Raw genomic sequence first — 21,565 nt, 5'->3', positions numbered from 1 at the left:
GATCATTGCGTATATTTCAGAAAAAAACACAGAAATCCTTTAATTTTCTCGCCATAAGACGACAACATTACAGGTACGTATTCATATATAATAGTTTTGCTCATAACTATACATACATGGTTTGTGGGGATTCTCTTTCCGGTGACCAAGAATGATAAAGTGAGGTTAGTGCCGAATGAACAAGGAGACAGAATCAGAGATGGACAGCCCTCTTCTACGAAACAACGAACGGAAAGCAGACAAACCTGTCGTCCACTTGGACATCCGGGATATTTTGCTTCAATGCGGTATCACGATGCCGCAATGTTTACAGAGCGAAGCGGACGGAACCAAGGGCCGGAAGGATAAGAGCGAGTAAAATATCGGTTGCCGGCACTGCTAAAAACAGGAGTGAACCGGCTCCCACCCTTCTTTATTCCATCATTCGTTCCATACGGACAAACGCGATAAAACGCTTGGCTTCTTCCTCAGACAAGGTTCGTCCGTCAATGGTCAGATTAAAACGCTGCAGGATATCTTCATCGGACAGTTCCAACTGGTCCACAAATTCCCTCACATCTGAATCCAATACCGCTACCGGATGGCTAGTCCGTCCTACCAAGTAATCAATGGATACCCCGAAAATGTCTGCAAGCTTGGTCAGTATCTCAAAATCTGGCTTGCGCCGGTTTTTTTCATAGTGAGAAAGAGCCGCCCGCGTAATTCCGAGGGATTGCGCTAGTTCCTCTTGTTTTAATCCCTTATATTCCCGTAATTCAGCGATGCGGGTGCCATAATTCATCTGATTTTCCTCCTGAATGCAAGGTTGAGAAAGTAAAAAAAGCAATTTTACGCTTGACAAGATACATTTTGTATCATAAATTAGTTATGTAGGATACATAACGTATCGTTGTTTTATAGTTTTATCCATATGCTATCGTTCATATACCCTGGGAGGCCACGGATGGTTTAGCACTTGTGCAAATTCGCTGGCTAGACCTTCTATGCGCTATTATACAACATTTTACTATAGATTATATGGTCATGCTATGCAGAGGATCAGTACAAGCGTCATCGCATCGAAAACAAGTCAATCAGGGAGGACTGGTCTTGTGCAGTTGAAAGAGTACATTCGTATGATCCGAAAAAGAATATGGTTAATTGGCGGTATCGTATTGTTGGTATGTGCTGTCGTGGGCGTGAAAAATGTATATTTTACCCCTCAGGTTTATGAAGCGACGGCGAAGCTTATTATCAACCAGACGCCAAGGCCGGATCGGGCGGGTGTCGTCGATTACAGTGTCGTCCAAACGAATATAGCCTTAACGAACTCCTATAAGCAAATTATGATGTCCTCGGCAATTATGGACCAGGTGGTTGCCAGCTTCCCCGATCTCAAGGTCACTCCGTCAGTTCTGACGCAAAAATTAAGAGTAAACACCGCAGGTGATTCGCAGGTCATGGATTTAACAATCCGCGATTTATCGTATACGAAGGCTGTCAAAACCGTAAATGCGGTAGCCAAAGTATTCAAACGACAAATCCCCTCTATCATGAAAATGGACAACGTCACGATTCTAAGCGAAGCCAGTCTGAGTGAACCGGCTGTTCCTGTGAACAGTAATCCTGCTATACAGATGCTTATTGCTTTTGCCGCCTCCTTGCTGCTGGGTATAGGCTTGGCGTTTTTGCTGGAAGTGCTGGACGATACCTTTAAAAATGAAGAGGACGTTGAAAAAGAACTCGGCCTGCCTACCTTGTCCCTGATTACGAGAATGAAAAAAGAAGACAGACGCTCTGACGGTTCCGCTACAACTCCCAAACAGGTAGGTGAAGGACAATATGCCGCGATTAATCAATAACCAGCTCGTCACATCCCTGCATGCCCAATCTTCCGTTTCGGAGGAGTACCGTATGCTTCGCACGAACATCCAGTTTTCCTCTGTAGACGAGCCGATTGAGGTTATGATGGTGGCGTCAGCTCAGGCGGGTGAAGGCAGGACGGTCACGATTAGCAATTTGGCTGTAACGTATGCGCAAGAGGGAAAAAAGGTGCTGGTTATGGACATGGATTTACGCCGCTCTTCCTTGCACCACATGTTCGGCTTGCGTAATCATACCGGTCTGACGCGGGTCCTGGCCAACCAGCAGCCATGGCAGGATGTGGTTCAGGAAACCGGGATCGACCATCTGTATGCCATTACAGCCGGACCGACTCCGCCGAATCCGTCCGAAATGCTCAGCTCTCGCAGAATGAACGCTCTATTGGCTGAGCTGAAGGAGCATTATGATGTGATTTTAATGGATACGCCGCCATTGCTGTCCTTTCCGGATGGCTTCATTATAAGCGCTATGTGTGACGGAGTGATTTTGGTGGTGCAGGCAGGAAAGGTCAAAAAGGATCTCGTTAAGAAAGCAAAGGCAAATTTGGAAAGAGTAAAGGCACGTATTTTGGGCGTGGTGCTCAACAACGTGAAACGATCAAATACTCGTGCCGAACGCGGCATGGAGGAACGCAACCTGACATGAGCAGCTACGAGGGAAATGAAAGTTAATTAAATTCTTTTAACAATGAATAAATAATACCAATATATCGGAAATCGAGGTGATGAGCAGTGTCTTCTTCCCACTCGAACGAGGCCGAAGCTTTGAGTGCATCAGTGGAAGTGTATTCGGTCGCTCATGGGCTTGAACGTCGGCAAGGATTGAGCGTATATCCGTTCGTGAAGCGAAGTATGGACATCATGCTGTCGTTCATTGGATTAATCGTGCTGTGCCCGGTATTTTTACTCGTGATTTTGCTGATTAAGCTGGAGGACCCGAGAGGAAGCGCGTTATTTTATCAGGTTCGTATTGGTAAAAATGGGCGACCGTTTCGCATGATTAAATTTCGTTCCATGGTGTCCGATGCCGAGGACAGATTGTCTGCGCTGCTGCTGGAGAATGAAATCGAGGGCGCGATGTTCAAAATGAGGGATGATCCGCGTATCACCCGAATTGGGCGCTTTCTCCGCAGAACGAGTATTGACGAGCTGCCGCAACTGCTGAATGTACTTCGTGGGCAGATGAGTCTGGTAGGGCCCAGACCCCCACTACCCAGAGAAGTCCATGATTATACGGTAAGGGATAAGCTGCGTCTGACGGTAACACCAGGCTGTACCGGCCTATGGCAGATCAGTGGTCGTAATCATCTGAGCTTTAACCAGATGGTAGAGCTGGATCTGGAATACATATCCAGACGCAGTTTGCGCACAGATATCATCATCATGCTGAAAACGTTCCGGGTGCTATTGGGCTCCAACGATGCGTATTAAATTCACTCCAACAGGAAGGGTAGGGGAAAGCATGGATCTTTATTCCAACATATATGTAGCAGGACACAACGGACTGGTGGGATCTGCAATTGCTCGGGCATTGAGCAAAGCAGGCTATCGTAACCTGATCACCCGCACAAGCAGTGAGCTGGATCTGCGCAACAAGGAGGCGGTAGACCGTTTTTTCGAAACCGAGTCGGTGGACTATGTATTTTTGGCAGCAGCCAAGGTTGGCGGGATTTTGGCGAACAATGATTACCCGGCGGATTTTATCCGTGACAACCTGCTCATACAGACGAATGTAATTGATGCAGCATACCGGGCGAATGTAAGTAAGCTGCTGTTCCTCGGGTCGACCTGTATTTATCCCAAATTTGCCCCGCAGCCGTTGCGGGAGGAATATCTGCTCACGGGTGAGCTGGAGCCAACGAATGAGGCTTATGCTATCGCTAAAATTGCCGGGATTAAAATGTGCCAGTCCTATAACCGTCAATATGGAACCCGTTTTATTTCGGTGATGCCTACGAATTTGTACGGTCCGGGCGACAATTTTGATCTCCAGACCTCCCATGTGTTGCCTGCGCTCATCCGCAAGTTTCACGAAGCCAAGCTGAATCAGTCCCCGACGGTAGAAGTATGGGGTTCCGGCACACCGCGTCGTGAATTTCTTCATTCGGATGATTTGGCGGAAGCCTGTCTGTTCCTGATGAACAGCTATGAGGGCAATGAAATTGTGAACATCGGCGTTGGGGAGGATATTTCCATCCGGGAGCTGGCTGAACGTGTGAAGGAAGTAGTCGGTTATGAGGGGGAAATTACCTTCAACACGTCCGCTCCCGATGGCACACCGCGCAAGCTGGTGGATGTGTCTCGGATTTCCGGGCTGGGCTGGTCGGCGCGCATTTCACTGGAAGAGGGATTAAGGTCTGTGTATCAGGCATTTCAAGGTCTGGATCTGGTTGAACAATAAAAAACGGTGGAGGAATAGGAATGAAAAAAGCGCTGATCACAGGGATTACCGGACAGGACGGATCTTATCTGGCTGAGTTGCTGCTGTCCAAAGATTATGAGGTGTACGGGGTACGCAGACGCACCAGTACGCCGAACTTTGAAAATGTGGCACATATCCAGAATGACATTCATTGGCTTTCCGGCGATATGACCGATCTGGCCTCGCTCATCGAAGCTGTGCGTCAGTCTGACCCGGATGAGGTCTATAACCTGGCTGCCCAATCCTTCGTCGCGGCCTCATGGCCGCAGCCCTTAGCTACCGGGCAGATTACAGCGCTATCCGTCACCAATATGCTGGAGGCGGTACGGATTGCCAAGCCGGACACGCGCTTTTATCAGGCGTCGAGCAGTGAGATGTTCGGCAAGGTGCTGGAGACGCCGCAGACAGAAACGACCCCATTTTACCCGCGCAGCCCTTACGGTGTCGCCAAGGTGTACGGTCATTGGATCACGGTGAACTACCGCGAAAGCTTTGATATGTTTGCATGCTCCGGCATTTTGTTCAATCATGAATCGCCCCGCCGTGGGCTGGAGTTTGTAACACGCAAAGTGACGGACGCTGTAGCCCGTATCAAGCTGGGTTTGCAGCAGGAGCTGCGCATGGGGAATCTGGATTCGCTACGGGACTGGGGTTTTGCAGGAGATTACGTTAAGGCGATGTGGATGATGCTCCAGCAGGATCAACCGGATGATTACGTCATATCCACGGGAGAAATGCATTCCGTCCGCGAACTGCTGCAAATCGCCTTTTCCCATGTAGGTCTGGACTATGAGGATTATGTCGTCATTGATCCTCAGTTCGTCCGTCCGGCAGAGGTGGATCTACTGCTCGGCGATTGCGCCAAAGCAAAGGAAAAGCTGGGCTGGCAAGTGGAGGTAGGCTTCGAACAGCTCATTCATATGATGGTGGACACAGACTTGGAGCGGGTAAAAAGACAGGCTGCGGTCGAAGCTTCCGTCGTCGTATAAGACATGGAGAGGCCACCCGCTTGCCGGGAGGTCTCTTCGCTGTACATTATTGTAGTCGCATCGGCAGAACAGCATGCTATGAAGCCGTGCGAAAGGTCATTTTTCAAGATGGAGTAGAGCTTATGACATTAGTCAAAAATCGCGCCAAATCGCGCAGAAGTCTGCTTGTGAATACGTCTTGGCTGTTCGGCGACAAAATGATTCGCATGGTGTTTGGGCTGGCGGTCAGCATTATCATGGCGAGAGTGCTCGGACCGGAGGAACTCGGGAAATGGAATTATGCGGAATCTTTTTTCGGGATGTTCCTGATCTTCACGACGCTTGGTTTTGATTCCATATTGGTGCGCGATCTCGTCAAGGACCCCAAGGATGAGCATGAGTTATTGGGTACGGCGATTCTGCTGAAGCTGGTGGGTACTTTGGTAGCTATTGTCCTGTCCTGCTCCTTCATTTCGCTGCTCAGACCGGAGGATAGTTCCGCACGGTTGATCAATCTGATTCTGGCGACGGCCTCGGTGTTTCAGTTGTTCGATATCATCGACTACTGGTTTCGGGCGCAGATGTTGTCCAAATACACGGTCATTGCCAAGAACACAGCCTTTGTCCTCAGTTCCACCGTTAAAATCATTTTATTGTTGTCCGGTGTCCCCATATGGATGGTGGCGCTGTGCGCTCATGGCGAGTTTCTGCTCGGAAGTCTGATTCTGCTGTATTTCTTCCGTAAGGAAGGACGGCATGTACACAAGTGGACGTTCAGCCTAACCACAGCACGACGAATCATGAATCACAGTTGGCCGCTTATTTTGTCATCCTCCGCTGTATATGTACAGGCACGGATCGATCAGGTCATTATCGGCGAGATGCTGGGGGATGCGGCCGTGGGACAGTATTCTGTTGCGCTCCGTCTTATTGAAGTGCTGGGCTTCATTCCGGTCGTTCTTACCACGGCTTATGCCCCGGTGGTGACCCGTTCCAAGATGAAAGGGAGCGACGAATACAGACAAACGTTGTCCAACGTGTACCGACTGATGTTTATTTGCTTTCTGGTGACCTCGATACCGTTATTTTTTCTGTCCCAATGGGTGGTAGTCGTGCTATATGGGCGGGAATTTACCGAGGCTGGCTCGTTGCTGTCGCTGTTTGCGATTCGTCTGTTTTTCACCAATTTCAGTGTTGCCAAAAGCTTGTTTATAACGAATGAAAATTTGTTCAAATATACGCTGCTGACCTCGATTGTGGGTGCGGTCACGAATGTGGCTTTAAATTATGCGCTTATCCCGTTGCTTGGTGTTCGAGGCTCGCTGGTGGCGACAATCTTGTCTTTTACGATATCTGTATTTTTATTAGATTTGCTGTTTAAGGAAGTCAAAGCCAATTTGGGCTGGATGATGAAGTCGATCCTGACCTTCTGGCGTGTTCACATTACAGTACCGAAAGTTGGAGAGAACAATCATGATACCCATTAAACCGTTTGTTCAGCATGAGGGGCAGTGTCCGCATTGTGGAGGTAAGGTACGGGGCGGAGAGGTGCTGTGGCAGGGAATTCATGTATGTGTCAGCACTTGGTGTGAAGGCTGTGGACGTGAATATATCGAGGATATGCGGGTTGGTCATGCCACGTATTCACCCTATCGGGTAGAAATGCCCAACTATACATTGACTGGAGATGCAAAGTCGAGAAAATGGCTCGGAGAGCCCTTGCGGCAATCGTTGCTGAGTCCTTCCTATGATTTGGCGGTCGGCATGACTGTGCATACAATGAAACCCTTTAAGCGCGTCATCATCGTCAATACGATTGATTATTTGTATGGTCACGCCTTGCTCAAGCTGCTGAATGTACAGCGGGAATATGAACAATCACCGGAGCTGGGTATCGTCGTTATTGTGCAAAAATCGTTGGAGTGGATGGTACCCGCAGGTGTGGCTGAAATCTGGACAGTCGATGTGCCGTTCAGCAAGGCCCGTAACTTTTATCCGGTGCTGCATCATCGGATGATGGAGGAACTGGTACGTTTTGACGAGGTCTATGTCAGCCCTGCGTATTCACACCCCAGCCAGTTCGATATTGAGCAGTTTACGAGTGTCCCGCGTTATGAGGATGGCCGTGAATCGGAGCCGCGCATTACCTTTGTATGGAGGGAAGACCGCTTGTGGAGCGGTAGCCATCATATCGCACGGGCAGTACAGAAATTTCCGCAACTCAAGCGTTGGCTTAAACCGCTGATTTATCATCAGCGCCGCAAACTCATTCGATTGTTCCGCAGGCTGCGGGAATCCTTTCCGGATTATCGTTTTACGGTCGCCGGATTGGGTCGCACCGGGAGCTTCCCGTCATGGATTAACGACGAACGTGTCGCACGCTTCGACCGGGAAAGCGAGCTGCGAGTATGCGGGGTATATGCAGCCAGCCGATTAGTGATCGGCATTCACGGCTCCAATATGCTGCTGCCCTCCGCACATGCCGGCATGACGATTGACTTAATGCCCAAGGATCGTTGGGGCAACTACGCGCAGGATATTTTATTTCATGAAACGGACCATCGGCTTACGGCTTATAAATACCGTTTTGTCCCGATGGAGTCGAGCGTGATTTTGGTGGCTGATATGGCAGCTGCCCAGCTTAAAGGAGCAGACCATTTTAATATGCAGATGATGGAGGAAAGGCAGGGGCAGGGGGAAAGTTCGGTTTGGAGGGGGGAGGTTGCTTCGAGTAGGGTTTGATCTCCTAGCTACGACTGTCGGTGTAAGGCGCTTCGAGCAGGATTTGATCTTCCGATCGCTGTTGACGTGGGATTCCCTGATTGAATAAGCCCCTATAGGGGGCGGAATCCCACGTCAAAGGCGAACGCTGACGCTTCTCCAGATTCAAATCCTACCCTCCGCTACATCTCGCCGCCGCCAAAAAGAATTTCCCCCAGCCCATAGGGTGGGGGAAGGTAGAGCCCGCCCGGCGATAGCTTCGCCTATCGCCGCGAACATCTCGCCGGGCACGCATCTCGACGCAGTTAACGCTCTGCACAGTCGCTTGTTAAGGTGACAGCGTTCGGCGGATAACATTCTAGCTAGGTAATGGGTTAGCTAGAATTAATGTCTGTGGTCAGCCCGGCGGTAGTAGTCCCATGCTGTTCAATCGCTTACCGCTATTGCACCAGCATACAAGTCAGCGCAGTCAACGCCTGCGTGCATCCGACCGCGTAACCCGCGCAGCGGGGGCACTTCATGCCCTAAGTTCCCTTTTTTAAAATTAGGGCGACTTTATGGAAACGGCGGTTAGCAGCGGAGTGGATGGAATCGTTCTGAAGAAGCGATAGCGTTCGCCTTTACCCCCGGATTTCACCCTTTAAAGGGTTTATACAATCAGATGAAATCCGGGGGTAACAGCGATCAGAAGAATGATCCATCCACGTAGCGTTCTCACCCCGCACTCCCATAACTCACCCAATATGAAATGGCAGGAGTCTAATGATGATTCAAAAAATATTGTATCTTCGCAATTTTGCCAGCAAGGTGAACGGGGCCTCATACAATTTGCAGGAAGTCGGCTTGGGTAAAGCACTCGTTCGGAAAGGCTTCGATTGCGACATTGTCTACTACAACGACCACAAGGAAACCCATCTGGAGCAGGTATACCGTCACGAAGGCTGCACATTGCGCATCATCTGGCTCCACGGGTTTAAGTTCCTGAGCAACAGCATCTACAGGGATGTCCTCAATCATTCGTTTTTGGCTGCTTATGATTGGGTCATTTCCACAGAATACAACCAGATCATGACTTATCTGCTTTCCCGCAAATGTCCCGAAAAGCTGGTGCTGTATCATGGCCCGTACCGCGATAACACATATGCGCTGATCCGAAGATTGTACGATACCCTGCTACTGCCGAAGGTGACAAAGTCTTTACGCTGTACCTTTGTCAAATCTGATCTTGCCAAGCGCTATCTGGAGGATAAAGGCTTTCACAACGTCGTCACCCTTGGGGTTGGACTGGACCGCAGCAAAGTGGAGGGAAAGTTCAACAATGACAACAATGACAACAGCGGCAACGACAAAAGCGAAGGCCGGGAGAAAAATCCTGAGGTCGCGGATGAGCTGAGGCGGCTCGGGGATCGTCCGGTGCTACTGTATGTCGGCGTGCTGGAGGAGCGGAGAAATATACGTTTTATGCTAGGCGTGTTCAAAAAGATACTTCAAAAGCATCCCTGTTGCCTTTTGTTAATGGTCGGGGATGGACGTAAAGCGGATACGGATCGCTATTGGGCCTATGCCCATGAGCTTGGGCTGACGGACAGTATTTTGCATTTTCCAAGAGTGGAGCAGCGGCATCTGTGGCAGATTTATGGAGCGGCGGATGCGATGCTGTTTCCGACTCATTACGATATTTTCGGTATGGTGCTGCTGGAAAGTATGCTGTTTCGCGTCCCGATTATCTCTTCGGTAAATGGCGGTTCGGTTACCTTGATCGAGGACGGGGTGAGCGGAGTGATCCTGAGCAGCTTTTCAGAGGAGGAATGGGTGAGTCGAGTCTCTGAATTGTTGGACAATGCTGAGCTGCGACAAAGTATGGCGGAGCAGGCGTTTCTTACAGTCGAGCGTATGTCGTGGGATCGTATTGCGGAAGAAATGCTAAGCCACTCACGGATACAACCGATGCAGCCTATGCACCATCCCATGCAATCCGGGCAGGAAAGAGGGACAGCCACGTGAGCAAACAAATCAGCATACAGACGAGGTCCCCAGTGCGCGAACAGGCTTCAAACCTGGACCATCATCATGTTCAGGGGGAGGTCCCTCAGTCCGACATATCATCACCATTATCGGATACAGCAAGCCATGTCCATCGACGTGAATATAACCAAAAAACGGTGGGCAGGGTGCTGGTCATCCATAACTTTTATCAGCAAAGCGGGGGAGAAGACAAGGTTGTTGAGCAGGAATTGGCTATGCTGCGCTCCAGAGGGATTGAGACAGAGCACTATTATGTGCATAACGACAGCATCCAAAGCAAAGGGTTGATTAACATGGCAAAGCTGGCAGTCGAGGCGGCATGGTCCCTGCCAGAGTTTAAAAGAATCAAAAAGCTGCTTCTGCGGGTGAAGCCGGATGTGGTGCATGTGCATAACTTTTTTCCGGTTATTTCGCCTTCCGTCTATCATGCCTGTGAACGATTAGGGATTCCGGTCGTCCAAACGCTGCATAATTACAGGCTGATTTGTCCGGCGGCGACCTTTATGCGAGGGAATGAGGTTTGTGAAAAATGCCTGCACGGCACCTTGCTGCATTCCATCCGCCACGGGTGCTACCGGGACTCACAGCTACAGACGATTCCGGTGGCGGCGATGATCAAGTTCAACGATCTGATTGGCACATGGCAGCACAAAGTAAACCGATATATTGCGCTGACCAAGTTTGCAAGGGACAAATTTGCCGAAAGCGGCATTCCACCAGATCGTATCGCGGTAAAGCCTAACTTTATCCAACGTAAAGAGGTGGAAGCCGTGTATGACCCGGATGATCGTTACTTGTTGTTTGTGGGGCGGATCTCAGCTGAAAAAGGGGTGCGTAATCTGCTGCAAGCCTGGACACAGGTGGAAGATCGGGGCGGCTTGAGACTGGTCATCATTGGGGATGGCCCGGAAAAGGCTGAACTGGCTGCCGCTTATCCACAGGAGGACATTCGTTTTCTCGGCAAGCAGGATGGAGACACGGTGCTGGATTGCATGAGCCGGGCCATGTATGTCATGGTCCCTTCCATTTGGTATGAAGGCTTTCCCATGACCATCGTAGAGTCCTATTCCGTGGGAACCCCGGTGTTGTGCAGCCGAATCGGAGCACTGGAGGAAGTGGTGGAGGATGGAGTGACCGGGTTCCATTTTCAACATGATGATATGGAACATATAAGTGCCGTAATCCGTCGTGCGACAGCCTATGAAAACTATCCAGCCATGAGACAGAAGGTATCGGAAATATATGCTACACGCTACACAGAAGAAGTGAATTACGAGCAACTGATGGCCATATACAGCGAGGCGATAGAGGAGCGTGATTATGAAGCAGCTGCCCCAGTATAGAGTCGGAAGGATTGCGGACGCAGATATTGCGGCGCTTACGTTTCAGGAAACAGTACACACGGTGGAGCAATGGGCAGTTGGACGCAAGGACAGCTATGTATGTATCTGCAACACGCATTCCATTGTTACAGCCGGAAATCAATCCGAGTTCCAAGAGGCACTTGCACGTGCAGACTTGTGTACCCCGGATGGTATGCCGCTGGTATGGGCGCTCAAGCTGTATGGTTTTGAGCGTCAGGACCGGGTGGACGGCCCCAGTCTGATGCTCAAGTTGTGCGAACGCGCGCCGCAGACAGGATTAAGTATTTATTTTTACGGCAGCACGCCGGATACGCTGGACAGCTTGAAGGAAAGAGTGGAGCAGGACTACCCAGGAATCCGCATCGCAGGGGGCTTTTCACCGCCATTTCGGGAGCTTCGGCCGGATGAGGAGGAGCAGATTATTCATGACATCAACTCGTCAGGTGCGCATATCGTTTTCGTCAGCTTGGGCTGTCCGAAGCAGGAAATATGGATGTATCGTAACAAAGACCGCATCCGTGGCGTGATGATTGGTGTAGGAGCGGCCTTTGACTATATCACCGGAAAGGTTCGCAGACCGCCGCTAATGATACAAAAGCTGGGGCTGGAGTGGCTGTACCGCCTGATTAGCGAGCCGAAACGGTTGTGGAAGAGATACGCTTATAACAATCCGGTGTATGTATACCGTTTTCTCAAATCCTATCGGCAGAACAAACGATTGACGCTCCATCATAATCGGCATGCAGGGAGAGGCGTAGAGAAGTGAAGCTGGTGTAAGCGTAATGTAGCGAGACAGCATGTAAAAGGGGGAGCTACTTTGAAGCTATGTGTAATTGGTGCGGGGTATGTCGGACTGGTATCGGGAGTCTGTTTTGCCGCGCTCGGGAATACGGTCGTCTGTGTCGACCAGAATGAGGACAAAATTAGTCGGCTTCATGAAGGAAAAGTACCGATTTATGAGCCGGGCTTAAAAGGCTTGATCCAGGATAATGTCGAGCAGGGACGCCTGACCTTTACAACAGATACCGCATCTGCCGTAGAGGGAGCGGAGATCGTTATTTTGGCGGTCGGTACGCCTTCGTTGCCAGGCGGGGAAGCGAATTTGTCCTATATTGAAGGAGCCGCACGCGAGGTGGCAGACGCCATGAATGGCTACAAAGTGATTGTCACCAAAAGCACGGTGCCTGTCGGAACCAATGATCGTATTCACAGCCTGATCGCGAGCCGTACGAGCTACTCTTTTGGCGTGGCTTCGGTTCCTGAATTTTTACGCGAAGGCTCGGCGGTAGCAGATACGCTCCAGCCGGACCGCATCGTGATCGGGGCATCCGACCCTCATGTCGCCGCTGTGCTGTGTACGCTGCATGAGCCGCTGACGACAAATATTTTGACCACAGATATCCGTTCGGCGGAGATGATCAAGTACGCGTCGAACGCTTTTTTGGCGACTAAAATTTCGTTTATTAATGAGATTGCGAATATTTGTGAAAAAGTGGGTGCAGACGTTACACGTGTGGCACACGGCATGGGGCTGGATCAGCGGATCGGTTCCTCTTTTCTGTCCGCAGGCATCGGCTATGGCGGCTCTTGTTTTCCCAAGGATACACAGGCGCTGATCCAGATTGCGGGCAACGTGGACTATGAATTCAAGCTGCTAAAATCCGTGGTGGAAGTGAATCAGGGGCAGCGCTTTAATGTAATTCGTAAGCTGGAAGAAGCGCTGGGTGATCTGGAAGGAGCCATGATTGGCATATGGGGGCTGGCATTCAAGCCTAATACAGATGACGTAAGAGATGCTCCAGCACTGGATATTATGCAGTCGCTTCTGGAAGCGGGGGCGCAAATTCGCGCGTATGACCCGGTCGCTACCGCAAACTTCCGCAGAATGCTGGACAGCTCGGAAGTGACGTGGGCCAATAGCGCACGAGAAGCGGCAGAAGGATGCGACGCGCTGTGCCTGCTAACCGAGTGGGAGGAATTTGGTGAGGTGGGGCTGGGCGAGCTGAACGAGCTTATGAAGCATCCCATTATGATCGACGGACGCAATGTGTACCGTGAGGAGCAAATCAGGCAGTCTGCCTTTGCATACTATTCTGTCGGCAGGCCGCAGATGAACAATCTGGATATGGATCGTCATCGGTCTGTAATGAACCCGTAAAGGGGGAGGCTCTGTATGAAACGATGGCTGAAAATAACATTAGGGGCCGCTGCATTATTGATGGTGAGTGCTGGTGTTTACACCGCTTACGTATATCATTCCGTTCAAACGGCGGCAAATGCCATGTACCATCCGCGCAGTATCGTGCAGCCCGCCGCGATTTCTACCCTTACAACAGGCGGAGCGGCACGCCCGGCAGTTACAGGCAACGGTTCGGGTATGCCCAATCCGGCAGCCATATCCCAATTCAAGCCATTCACCGTGCTTGTGTTGGGCGTGGACCAGCGTCCCCATGATCGGGGGCGCTCGGATACGATGATCGTCCTGTCCGTTAATCCCGCCGAAGGCACTGTATTGATGTTCAACATCCCGCGCGATACGCGAACAGAACTGAGCGGCAGAGGACGTGAGGACAAAATCAATCATGCCTTTGCCTTCGGCGGCGTGGACATGTCGATCCGTACGGTAGAGCATTTCTTGAATCATCCGATGGATTACTATGTGCAAATGAACATGGAAGGGTTTGCGAAAATGGTTGACCTTTTGGGGGGAGTCGCGGTTAACAATCCGCTCGATTTTCAATATGAGGGCCATCATTTTGCGCAGGGAAGCTTGAAGCTGAACGGAACTGAGGCGTTGTCCTATGCGCGGATGCGTTTTGATGATCCGCGTGGGGATCTCGGGAGAAATGCCCGCCAGCGGGAGCTGCTCAAGCAAATTCTCGCACAGGCAATCAGCAAGGAAGGACTGCTAAAGGTAAAACCGATATTGCAGGCAGCGGGGGAGCAGATCCGCACGGATATTACCTTTGACGATATGACGACCTTTCTGACCCGGATCGGCCCGTCCCTACGGCAGACGGATATGGTTGAGTTGAAGGGCCATGGAACCAAAATCAACGGGGTGTATTATTACATCGTGGATAATCAGGAACGCCAGCGTATTCGTGGACTGATGGAGCAGCATTTGCTCACCACAGCGATATCACCTTAGGCTGGTCTTTATGCACTCGGGTGACTTGTAAGGAGGTCACCCTTTATTCTCTTCTACGCTCTTCTAAACTCGGCTTGTCCCACATACATCTGTAGAGTATTCAGTAGAATGTCCAACTGAGGGGAGGGGCGATTTGTGCTGTTTAGAGGAAGAGCGGCTTCTGCGTTCGTCCGCAAGCTGCTGTATTTTGCATTGATATGCGGGCTGTTATGGCTGCTGTGGCTGGGTCTGCGCGGGGTGATGTCTACGGGTGAGGGCGATCAGGCGGTTGAAGCGCTGAATGAGTTCTATACGATGGAGCAGTCAGGTAATTTTGGAGGCTCCTGGGAGCTTTTTCATTCACAAATGAAGAAGAAATTCGAAAAATCCACGTATGTGCAGCAGCGTGCGCATGTGTTTATGCAGGATATGGGGACAGATACGTTCACATTCGAGCTGGGAGAGCCGCAGGCTGAATATGATATTCGCACAGAGCAGAGTGGAGACGAGCTGGGGAAGGTTTACCGTATTACAGTTACTCAGCATTACAAGACCCGGTTCGGAAATTTTGATATCGTACAGCCTTGTTATGTGACGCAGGAAGGTGAAGAGTGGCGGGTGCTCTGGATATACAAGGATAAGGAATAGATCGGACGCAGTGTTTCTAGTAGGTTAAATATGGTACAATACTTCCAAAACCGGAAATGAACAGCAAAATAGAATAGAGCTTCACTCCGGATGGAAGGAGTTTCATAGCATGCAGCAAGCGACAGGACAGCTTCCCGTCATACGTATGGAGGGTGTGAGTAAAATCATTTCCTCAAAAGCGATTGTGGACGATCTGACGCTGGAGGTTCCAGCGGGGCAGGTATTTGGTTTCCTCGGACCGAACGGTGCGGGAAAAACAACCACTATTCGTATGATGGTTGGCCTGATTTCGATCAGCAAGGGCGATATTCATATTTGTGGAGACAGCATCAAAACCGATTTTGAAAAGGCCGTTTCCCACGTTGGTGCGATTGTGGAGAACCCGGAGATGTACAAATTTCTGACCGGCTATCAAAATTTGCAGCATTTTGCGAGAATGTCACCAGGGGTTACCAAGGAGCGCATAGATGAAGCGATCCGTTTGGTAGGACTCGGAAACCGGATTCACGATAAAGTCAAAACCTACTCGCTCGGAATGCGGCAGAGACTCGGGGTAGCACAGGCGATCTTGCATCGGCCAAAGCTGCTCGTGCTGGACGAGCCGACCAACGGTCTGGACCCGCAGGGTATCCGCGAACTGCGGGATTATTTGCGACAGTTGAGCCGGAGCGAGGGAATTACAGTATTTGTATCGAGTCATTTGTTGTCTGAAATGGAGCTGATGTGCGACCGTGTCGCCATTATCCAAAGCGGACGGCTGATTGACATCAAGCAACTGAAGAGCACAGGTGAAGAAGCCCAGACGGCGGAAATTGCTTTTGAAGTGAATGATCCCCAGCAAGCCTATGCGCTTGCCGGAGCAGGGCGCGTCGAAGGCAACCAACTGCTGCTGCATCTGGAGCGGGAGCAGATAGCAGACATGAACAGCCTTCTGGCTGCAAATGGAGTCAAGGTATATGCGATTCGTCCGGTGGCCCGTACGTTGGAAGATCAATTCTTGGAAGTGACGGGAGGCGGGTCCATTGGCTGACTTCTTCAAGCTGGTACATAACGAAAATCTTAAAATTTACTTGCGTGTACGGACGTGGATTATGCTAGGGTTGCTGGCGGTCATCACGGCTGTGATTCCGATGCTGATTGCCCTGGTTTCCGATCAGGTCAGCGTGTGGGATGGTATCGTGTTGACGGCGATGTTTACATTTTTCCTCAATACGACGTTTACGGTCATTGTAGCGGCTGATTCGGTGGCGGGTGAATTTACATGGGGAACCATCAAGCTGCTGCTTATCCGCCCTTGGACCCGCAGCAAAATTCTTTTGTCCAAATATATATCGGTCATCCTGTTCAGTTTGCTCGGAACGTTCATTTTAATAGCGATGGTTTCGCTGTCCTCTTGGCTGATGTTATCCAAAGATACGCCAGCCGGTTCGATTCCGCCGTTCAGTGATCCGATTTCTTATGTAACACTGAACTTCTTGTACAGCTATATCGCTCTATTCGTGACCATCGCCTTTGCTTTTATGTTGTCCGCTGTTTTTCGTTCCAGCGCCTTGGCGATTGGCCTGTCTTTGTTCATGATGTTCACCAAAACAATCTATAATTCAATCGGTTTGTTTAGTACAGATCGTTATGAATGGACCAAATACGTGCTGTTTACGCATATGGACCTGAAAAAATATCTCGAAATGCCGCCGGGCACGGTAAGTTCTGGTTTGACCTTTTCGCTCACCGTGCTGGCTGCCTATTATGTAGTTTTTATCGCAATTGCCTGGGTAGTTTTTGTGAAACGGGATGTTTCAACCTAAACCCGATCCTCTGGTTCGATCTGATTTTCATAACTTGGGAATTTCACCATATTCTTAAAGCAGTAAAAAGGACGTGTTAAATGGCTATCCATTTGCACGTCCTTTTTGCGCTGTTTTGGTGCTGTATCTATACAATTACCGCTACAGATTATGCGTGCCGGGGTATATTGCAACCTATTTTCAGCAAGAATCAATCAATAGGGTCGTTTTGCGTTTAAAGAGGTAGAGAGAAACAGATCAGAAGGGAGTGCTGCATGATATGCTGCCCAATAATCGTTTTTTTCGCCTGACTACAGGTATTGTCATGCTCTTGCTCATTATTTACTTGGGCACCAAAGTAAGTTTTATATTCAGTCCTATCGTATCTCTGGTCAGCCTGCTGGTTGTACCGTTGATGCTGTCCTTTTTTTTCTACTATTTATTGAGGCCAGTGGTAGATTTGATGGAACGAAGAAAAATCAAGCGTCCCGTCTCCATTTTGCTGATTTATCTGCTCATTGCCGCGCTGCTGTTTATTTTCTCATGGGGTGTATGGCCTACATTGCGTGATCAGGTAACGAATTTATTTGAAAATGCGCCGAAGCTCATTAGCAGTCTGGTTGATCAATTGAGCCAATGGCGGCATAATCAATCCTTGAGACAAGTGTTGCCTCCGGGGGAAGATCCGCTGTCACGACTGTCGGATACGTTGAATGAGGCTTTTTCAGCTCTGTCCGATTATTCGGTTAAGCTGGTATCGTTCGTATCCTACTTTTTTATCGTCTTGGCTACCTTTCCGATTTTGCTCTATTACATGCTGAAGGAGGGGAGCAAGTTTGGTCCCAAAATGCTAAACTTCTTTCCTAAAAAATATCACAAGGACGTGCTGGAGGTCATGGAGGATATCGACAGTGCGCTCAGCAGCTTTATCGTGAGTCGGGTGCTGATAAATGTCGCGCTGGGTATTATGATGTTCCTTGGCTTTCTAATCATCGGTCTGCCTTACGCCTTGCTGCTCGCGGTCATTTCGATTTTTCTTAATTTTATCCCTTATGTGGGGGCTGTGGCGGCTTCCATACCCGTCGTCATTATCGGGTTTCTTGAATCACCTTCCATGGCGATCTGGTCGCTGGTCGTCGTGATCGCTGCCCAGCAAATTCAGGATAATTGGTTGTCACCTGTTGTGTTTGGCAAGCAATTGGATATTCATCCGCTGACTGTCGTCATACTGTTATTGGTCGGTGGTGACTTGCTCGGCATTTTGGGTATCGTTTTGGTTATTCCGCTGTACATGTGCGCTAAAATAGTGATACGTAAGGTGTATCATTTATTTTTGGAACACAGGATGGAGGATATGATGGAATGAATGGAGTAAATGGAATTATCCCGTTTCTGATTGCAGGGTCGCTTGACTGGTTTCCCTGTCTTTGCGAGTACCGGATTGTGTTTCAAGATCAGAATCGTCAGTTGAAGCAGACGGTTCTGCGTCTTTCGTGCGGATCATCTGACTCGTACCGTCCAGTACGCCGCCTTCGGAGATGACCAGCGCAGCGGCGGTTACCTTGCCATACAGTTCACCCGTAGGCGTAATCGTCAGTCGTCCCTCTGTGGTGATGCTGCCGAATACCTTGCCGGCAAGGATGACGTCCCGTGCGATGATATCCGAACGCACGACAGCAGATTCCCCGATCACGACGGCGCGAGTGCTGCGGATATCGCCCTGAAAATGGCCATCAATTCGAATATTGGCCTCAGCCTCAATCGTACCTTCAAAGCTGGTGCCGTTAGCCAACAGCGTATCGGTCGCAGGAGCGGCCAGCTTTTTTTTGGATTCTTTGAACATGTTGTTTTCCTCCAATCCTTTATTGTACATACAGTAACGGATCGACAGGCTGACTATGCTTGACGATCTGAAAATGAAGATGAGGCCCCGTGCTTCTTCCCGTACTTCCCAGCATGCCGATGGTCTGCCCTTTATGGATTCGATCCCCGGGAGTCACCTGCATACTGCTCAGGTGCATATACCAGGACTGGAGTCCGTCAGGATGCTGGATGATAATGCACTTGCCCCTTGCCCCGCTGGAAGCTGCCTCCAGCACGGTGCCCGCTCCTGCCGCATAGACGGGGTCACCGGTTTGTCCGGCAATATCCATGCCCGAATGGAAAGCCGATTTGCCCGTAAACGGATCGCTGCGATAGCCGAAGCTGGAGGTCATCCGGCGTGAACTGACAGGCCAGGCCGAAGGCTTGCCTTGTTCGGCAAGCGCTAGTCTGCGGGTCTGGAGCAACTGTGCGGCTTGCTTCTGCTCAAGGTTCTGCTGTACGGCGTTCGCCTGCTGAATAGAGCGGGGAACCGTGCGCTCTACCGTGTCCAGCAGGGATTCGATTTCCTGAAAATCATCCATGGCTTGACGAGTAAGCATGGCTGTATTTTCATGTACTGTAATCAATTCGCCCCCGGTATAGCCGGAGGCATCCCAGGAGAGTGGGGTTATGGCTGCTTTGCTGCTACTGGTGGCAGAGGATTTTCCATGTTTACGGATAAATTGCTGCATTTGCTGTTCCAGCTCCGTTACACGCTGGAGGCGTTCGCGAATACTGGTGGCCTGATTCGTCAGTTCCATGACTTCACGGCGCAATCGCCCGATTGCCGCATCCTTGTTCGCTACCGTAACCTCCATCTGCAAGCTCTGGACGGCAAGATTCGTTTCCATTTGGGAAATGATATGGGAAGAACGGATTTGCAGCCCGATCACGAGTGTAGAGATGGACGCGATCACAAGGGTCGGGACGAGAATGACAGCGGCTGTAGAGCATTGCAACTGCTTGGGTGGTTGCTGTGCATCTCGAATGACGAGCAAGGTCATCCGGCGATTTAGGCTTCCTTTTTTCATAATCGCTCCTTTCCGGACATCGCTCCTATAGTGCTTGGTTACTATCTATTCAGCTTAAGGGGCAAACATGTCAAAAAAATTGGAGCTTGGTATAAAACATAGATATATAAGGAGGCTTAAACATGCTGTGGTTGCTGTTGGTTTTAATCGTTTTTATTTTTCAGACCGGGACGATCCTGCTCTTTGAATTTCGCAAGCCGTCCAAGGCGGTAGCCTGGCTATTTATTTTGTTCTGCTTCCCGCTCATCGGCTTTGTCGTGTACTACTTTGTTGCACAGGATTATAAGAAACGCAAAATGGTGCGAAAAGGGGGATCACAGCTATTTCGTGAATTCCGCGAGCGCCTGTGGTCACAATCGAGGGTGATTGAGAATGTAGAACAAATGCACAATCCTCATTTCAAGCACCAGGAGCGTCTGTTTAACCAGCTAATTCGCATGTCGGAAAATCCGTTGACCGGCTGCAATCGCACCCGTGTGCTAACGAATGGGGAGGAGACCTTTGAGGCGATGCTCACAGCGATGGAACGGGCGCAGCATCATATTCATGTGGAGTTTTACATATTCCGGTCGGACGACATCGGTACTCAATTTCAGGAGCTCATGATCCGCAAGGCGCGTGAGGGGGTGAGGGTTCGATTCGTTGTGGACGGCGTGGGGAGCTACAATTTGCCGTATTCCTTTATTCGTGCCTGTGGTGAGGCAGGTGTAGAGTTTCATTATTTTCTGCCCCCGTTTTTCGCCACGCTGGATCGCCGGATTAACTACCGGAATCACCGTAAAATCGTAGTGGTGGACGGATTGATCGGGTTTGTTGGAGGCATTAATGTGGGCGACGATTATCTCGGCAAATACCCCAAGGTGGGATTTTGGCGGGATACGCATTTGCAGATTGAGGGAGATAGTGTCTATTTTCTGCAAAATGCTTTTTTGAGCGACTGGAAGCTGGCCTCCGGGGAACGGCTGATGGATGAGAATTTATTTCCGCCGCATACCTGTGAAGGAGATGAGGAAGTACAGATTTTGAGCAGCGGTCCCGATCAGGTATGGGATACGATTCAGGAAATGTGCTTTGGTGCGCTGGCGGTTGCCAAGAAGCGGATTTGGATTACCACGCCGTATTTTATTCCCGATCTGGGGATTTATGAAGCGCTTAAGCTGGCGGCGGTCAGCGGCGTAGATGTGCGAATTATTATTCCATACAAATCGGACTCAAAGCTGGTGCATCTGGCGTCCCTGTCCTATGTGCAAGAGCTGCTGGAGGCGGGTGTGGAGTTCTATCAATACCGTAAAGGATTTATTCACGCTAAAATCATCATTGTGGATGATTTGCTCGGCTCGGTCGGGACTGCCAATATGGACATGCGCAGCTTTTTCTATAATTTTGAGTTGACCGCTGTACTCTTTGCCCGGTCAGCGCTGGAACACCTTTCGGCCGATTTTGAAGAGGACCTGTCCAACTCCTCGCACATTGATTTAAAGGTGTTCCGCAGACGGCCACGATTACAGAAAACAGCTGAAATTCTGGCTCGCATGCTCTCTCCGCTCCTTTAAAGGCGGTTTTCGCCGTTTTTATCAATATAATCCCGCTTTATTGAGATTTATGTGCTTTTTGCTAACTTTTTTGCGCAAAATCACAGTTTTATGGTATAGTATTCATATAACACAAGCGCGGTAAAGGAGAAGGGACTGCGGAATGCAGCCCCTTTTTCGGTCCAATATACCATACTGTAACGGGGGGATTTATA

At 50.0% G+C, this 21,565-nt stretch carries 21 protein-coding genes; 18 read left to right on the top strand and 3 right to left on the bottom strand.

The genetic code is table 11. The features are described 5' to 3' along the window. Positions 1–175 precede the first annotated feature (175 nt). Entirely contained in the window at positions 176–358 is a 183-nt protein-coding gene (locus ACQ4MX_RS08030; protein WP_431090043.1) for a hypothetical protein, read from the top strand. 54 nt (positions 359–412) lie between these two features. On the opposite strand, the gene ACQ4MX_RS08025 is transcribed toward ACQ4MX_RS08030, so the two are convergent. Further along, the gene (locus ACQ4MX_RS08025) at positions 413–781 is read right to left on the bottom strand and encodes a helix-turn-helix domain-containing protein (protein ID WP_134910809.1); all 369 of its coding nucleotides are present in this window, start codon (positions 779–781) and stop codon (positions 413–415) included. Between the two features lie 310 nt (positions 782–1,091). Here ACQ4MX_RS08025 and ACQ4MX_RS08020 point away from each other — a divergent pair, with 310 nt between their 5' ends. The 16 genes from ACQ4MX_RS08020 (at position 1,092) to ACQ4MX_RS07945 (ending at position 18,290) form a co-directional block, all read left to right on the top strand. Then, on the top strand, positions 1,092–1,841 hold the full coding sequence (locus ACQ4MX_RS08020) for a YveK family protein (protein ID WP_431090042.1): 750 nt from the start codon (positions 1,092–1,094) through the stop codon (positions 1,839–1,841). Next, positions 1,822–2,508, top strand: coding sequence for a CpsD/CapB family tyrosine-protein kinase (locus ACQ4MX_RS08015; protein ID WP_134910807.1), 687 nt, complete (start codon positions 1,822–1,824; stop codon positions 2,506–2,508). The genes ACQ4MX_RS08020 and ACQ4MX_RS08015 overlap by 20 nt, the downstream gene beginning before the upstream one ends. Positions 2,509–2,594: 86 nt before the next feature. Next, positions 2,595–3,293: a sugar transferase gene (locus ACQ4MX_RS08010; RefSeq protein WP_431090041.1), complete on the top strand. Its 699-nt coding sequence runs from the start codon at positions 2,595–2,597 to the stop codon at positions 3,291–3,293. Positions 3,294–3,324: 31 nt separating this feature from the next. Next, positions 3,325–4,263 (top strand): GDP-L-fucose synthase, encoded by a 939-nt coding sequence (fcl, locus tag ACQ4MX_RS08005; RefSeq protein ID WP_431090040.1) that lies wholly within the window; start codon positions 3,325–3,327, stop codon positions 4,261–4,263. Positions 4,264–4,283: 20 nt separating this feature from the next. Then, the gene (gmd, locus tag ACQ4MX_RS08000) at positions 4,284–5,273 is read left to right on the top strand and encodes a GDP-mannose 4,6-dehydratase (RefSeq protein ID WP_431090039.1); all 990 of its coding nucleotides are present in this window, start codon (positions 4,284–4,286) and stop codon (positions 5,271–5,273) included. Positions 5,274–5,395: 122 nt separating this feature from the next. Then, the gene (locus tag ACQ4MX_RS07995; RefSeq protein WP_431090038.1) at positions 5,396–6,739 is read left to right on the top strand and encodes a flippase; all 1,344 of its coding nucleotides are present in this window, start codon (positions 5,396–5,398) and stop codon (positions 6,737–6,739) included. After that, the gene (locus ACQ4MX_RS07990) at positions 6,726–7,994 is read left to right on the top strand and encodes a hypothetical protein (RefSeq protein WP_431090037.1); all 1,269 of its coding nucleotides are present in this window, start codon (positions 6,726–6,728) and stop codon (positions 7,992–7,994) included. Before ACQ4MX_RS07995 ends, ACQ4MX_RS07990 begins: the two co-directional genes overlap by 14 nt. Before the next feature lie 744 nt (positions 7,995–8,738). Further along, complete coding sequence (locus ACQ4MX_RS07985; protein WP_431091278.1) at positions 8,739–9,977, top strand: glycosyltransferase family 4 protein; 1,239 nt, start codon at positions 8,739–8,741, stop codon at positions 9,975–9,977. 158 nt (positions 9,978–10,135) lie between these two features. Continuing rightward, positions 10,136–11,341, top strand: a complete 1,206-nt coding sequence (locus tag ACQ4MX_RS07980; RefSeq protein WP_431091277.1) for a glycosyltransferase — start codon at positions 10,136–10,138, stop codon at positions 11,339–11,341. After that, on the top strand, positions 11,319–12,128 hold the full coding sequence (locus ACQ4MX_RS07975) for a WecB/TagA/CpsF family glycosyltransferase (RefSeq protein ID WP_431090036.1): 810 nt from the start codon (positions 11,319–11,321) through the stop codon (positions 12,126–12,128). Before ACQ4MX_RS07980 ends, ACQ4MX_RS07975 begins: the two co-directional genes overlap by 23 nt. A gap of 51 nt (positions 12,129–12,179) precedes the next feature. Then, positions 12,180–13,520: a UDP-glucose dehydrogenase family protein gene (locus ACQ4MX_RS07970; protein ID WP_431090035.1), complete on the top strand. Its 1,341-nt coding sequence runs from the start codon at positions 12,180–12,182 to the stop codon at positions 13,518–13,520. 15 nt (positions 13,521–13,535) lie between these two features. Beyond that, the gene (locus ACQ4MX_RS07965; protein WP_431090034.1) at positions 13,536–14,513 is read left to right on the top strand and encodes an LCP family protein; all 978 of its coding nucleotides are present in this window, start codon (positions 13,536–13,538) and stop codon (positions 14,511–14,513) included. Between the two features lie 135 nt (positions 14,514–14,648). After that, on the top strand, positions 14,649–15,140 hold the full coding sequence (locus ACQ4MX_RS07960; protein ID WP_431090033.1) for a hypothetical protein: 492 nt from the start codon (positions 14,649–14,651) through the stop codon (positions 15,138–15,140). Between the two features lie 109 nt (positions 15,141–15,249). Beyond that, complete coding sequence (locus ACQ4MX_RS07955; protein ID WP_431090032.1) at positions 15,250–16,170, top strand: ABC transporter ATP-binding protein; 921 nt, start codon at positions 15,250–15,252, stop codon at positions 16,168–16,170. Continuing rightward, positions 16,163–16,945 carry an ABC transporter permease gene (locus ACQ4MX_RS07950; RefSeq protein WP_134910796.1) on the top strand — a complete coding sequence of 261 codons (783 nt, stop codon included), beginning with the start codon at positions 16,163–16,165 and terminating at the stop codon, positions 16,943–16,945. The genes ACQ4MX_RS07955 and ACQ4MX_RS07950 overlap by 8 nt, the downstream gene beginning before the upstream one ends. Positions 16,946–17,204: 259 nt before the next feature. Then, positions 17,205–18,290 carry an AI-2E family transporter gene (locus tag ACQ4MX_RS07945; RefSeq protein WP_431090031.1) on the top strand — a complete coding sequence of 362 codons (1,086 nt, stop codon included), beginning with the start codon at positions 17,205–17,207 and terminating at the stop codon, positions 18,288–18,290. 15 nt (positions 18,291–18,305) lie between these two features. Here the strand turns inward: ACQ4MX_RS07945 and ACQ4MX_RS07940 are convergent, their stop codons facing one another. After that, positions 18,306–18,767: a bactofilin family protein gene (locus ACQ4MX_RS07940; RefSeq protein WP_431090030.1), complete on the bottom strand. Its 462-nt coding sequence runs from the start codon at positions 18,765–18,767 to the stop codon at positions 18,306–18,308. 19 nt (positions 18,768–18,786) lie between these two features. Then, positions 18,787–19,818 (bottom strand): M23 family metallopeptidase, encoded by a 1,032-nt coding sequence (locus ACQ4MX_RS07935; protein WP_431090029.1) that lies wholly within the window; start codon positions 19,816–19,818, stop codon positions 18,787–18,789. A gap of 122 nt (positions 19,819–19,940) precedes the next feature. Here ACQ4MX_RS07935 and cls point away from each other — a divergent pair, with 122 nt between their 5' ends. Further along, complete coding sequence (gene cls / locus ACQ4MX_RS07930; protein WP_431090028.1) at positions 19,941–21,371, top strand: cardiolipin synthase; 1,431 nt, start codon at positions 19,941–19,943, stop codon at positions 21,369–21,371. Positions 21,372–21,565: the final 194 nt, after the last annotated feature.

The organism is Paenibacillus sp. 8b26 (genome assembly GCF_050626875.1).
GTDB lineage: Bacteria > Bacillota > Bacilli > Paenibacillales > Paenibacillaceae > Paenibacillus.
The sequence above is the reverse complement of the archived record's forward strand: the minus strand, read 5'-3'. Positions and strand labels throughout refer to the sequence as shown.

Coding starts and splice junctions, on each gene's coding strand:
- ACQ4MX_RS08030 (WP_431090043.1), top strand. CDS start 176: ATGAACAAGGAGACAGAATCAGAGATGGACAGCCCTCTTCTACGAAAC.
- ACQ4MX_RS07940 (WP_431090030.1), bottom strand. CDS start 18,767: ATGTTCAAAGAATCCAAAAAAAAGCTGGCCGCTCCTGCGACCGATACG.
- ACQ4MX_RS07995 (WP_431090038.1), top strand. CDS start 5,396: ATGACATTAGTCAAAAATCGCGCCAAATCGCGCAGAAGTCTGCTTGTG.
- ACQ4MX_RS07965 (WP_431090034.1), top strand. CDS start 13,536: ATGAAACGATGGCTGAAAATAACATTAGGGGCCGCTGCATTATTGATG.
- ACQ4MX_RS08025 (WP_134910809.1), bottom strand. CDS start 781: ATGAATTATGGCACCCGCATCGCTGAATTACGGGAATATAAGGGATTA.
- ACQ4MX_RS07975 (WP_431090036.1), top strand. CDS start 11,319: ATGAAGCAGCTGCCCCAGTATAGAGTCGGAAGGATTGCGGACGCAGAT.
- ACQ4MX_RS07955 (WP_431090032.1), top strand. CDS start 15,250: ATGCAGCAAGCGACAGGACAGCTTCCCGTCATACGTATGGAGGGTGTG.
- ACQ4MX_RS07945 (WP_431090031.1), top strand. CDS start 17,205: ATGCTGCCCAATAATCGTTTTTTTCGCCTGACTACAGGTATTGTCATG.
- ACQ4MX_RS08015 (WP_134910807.1), top strand. CDS start 1,822: ATGCCGCGATTAATCAATAACCAGCTCGTCACATCCCTGCATGCCCAA.
- ACQ4MX_RS07935 (WP_431090029.1), bottom strand. CDS start 19,818: ATGAAAAAAGGAAGCCTAAATCGCCGGATGACCTTGCTCGTCATTCGA.
- ACQ4MX_RS07985 (WP_431091278.1), top strand. CDS start 8,739: ATGATTCAAAAAATATTGTATCTTCGCAATTTTGCCAGCAAGGTGAAC.
- gmd (WP_431090039.1), top strand. CDS start 4,284: ATGAAAAAAGCGCTGATCACAGGGATTACCGGACAGGACGGATCTTAT.
- fcl (WP_431090040.1), top strand. CDS start 3,325: ATGGATCTTTATTCCAACATATATGTAGCAGGACACAACGGACTGGTG.
- ACQ4MX_RS07990 (WP_431090037.1), top strand. CDS start 6,726: ATGATACCCATTAAACCGTTTGTTCAGCATGAGGGGCAGTGTCCGCAT.
- cls (WP_431090028.1), top strand. CDS start 19,941: ATGCTGTGGTTGCTGTTGGTTTTAATCGTTTTTATTTTTCAGACCGGG.